This window comes from Candidatus Collinsella stercoripullorum (genome assembly GCF_027669965.1).
Lineage (GTDB): Bacteria > Actinomycetota > Coriobacteriia > Coriobacteriales > Coriobacteriaceae > Collinsella > Collinsella stercoripullorum.
Genome location: NZ_JAQECM010000104.1, coordinates 1 through 1,085 on the forward strand (window position 1 = coordinate 1; position 1,085 = coordinate 1,085).

General features: G+C 64.3%; 1 protein-coding gene. It reads left to right on the forward strand.

Going from position 1 to position 1,085, the window contains the following annotated elements:
* Positions 1–1,085 (forward strand): APC family permease (locus tag PHA29_RS10535; protein WP_270849593.1); only part of this gene is annotated, 1,085 nt, incomplete at both ends.

The following is a 1,085-nucleotide window of genomic DNA, read 5'->3' on the forward strand; positions in this document are numbered from 1 at the left end:
GTGTTCGTGTGCGAGGCCGCCGCCCCCGCCGCGGCCATCGGCAACCAGCAGTTCTTCTGGTGGATCTTCCTGATCCTCACCTTCCTGCTTCCCTACGGCATGATCGTCGCCGAGCTGGGAACCACCTACGACGGGGAGGGCGGCATCTACGACTGGGTCCGCGACGGACTCGGCGACAAGTGGGGCGCCCGCATCTCCTGGTACTACTGGGTGAACTACCCGCTGTGGATCGCGTCGCTCGCGACCATGTTCCCCGACATCCTGGGCATGGTCTTCGGCGTGACCTTCGACCTTCCGGTGGCCATCGCCATCGAGCTGGCCTTCGTGTGGATCGTCTACCTGATGGGCCGCTCCAAGGCCGCCGACTCCGAGTGGGTCCTGAACGGCGGCGCCATCATCAAGGTCGCCGTCGCCGTGATCGTGGGCGCGCTGGGCATCTGGTACGCCATGGAGAACGGCTTCGCCTCCGACATGAGCCCCGCCACCTTCCTGCCCGAGCTCACCAACACCAACGCCCTGGGCTACCTGTCCATCATCATCTTCAACTTCATGGGCTTCGAGGTCATCTGCACCATGACCGACGACATGGCCAACCCCGAGCGCGACATCCCCAAGGCCATCATCATGGGCGGCCTCGCCATCGCGGTCATCTACCTGTTCGCCGGCTTCGGCATAGGCGCCGCCATCCCCGCGGCCGACATCGACCCGGACTACGGCATGATCTACGCCGTCCAGACCATGGTGGGCGACTCCGCGATCTTCAAGATCATCTGCATCGCCTTCCTGATCACCCTGTTCGCCAACATGGCCGCCTGGTCCTTCGGCGTGAACTCCGTGGCGCGCTACGCCGCCGAGCACGGCAACATGCCCAAGGTCTTCGCCTCCATGATCTCCAAGGACGACATGCCCAACGGCGCCAACCTCGTGAACGCCGTCGTCGCCTCGCTCGTCCTGGCCCTGCAGCTCGTGCCGATCGACGCGATCTCCAACGGCATCTTCTGGATGCTGTTCGGCACCTCCGTCGTCTTCCTGCTGCTCACCTACATCCCGATGTTCCCGGCCTTCCTCAACCTGCGCAAGAACGA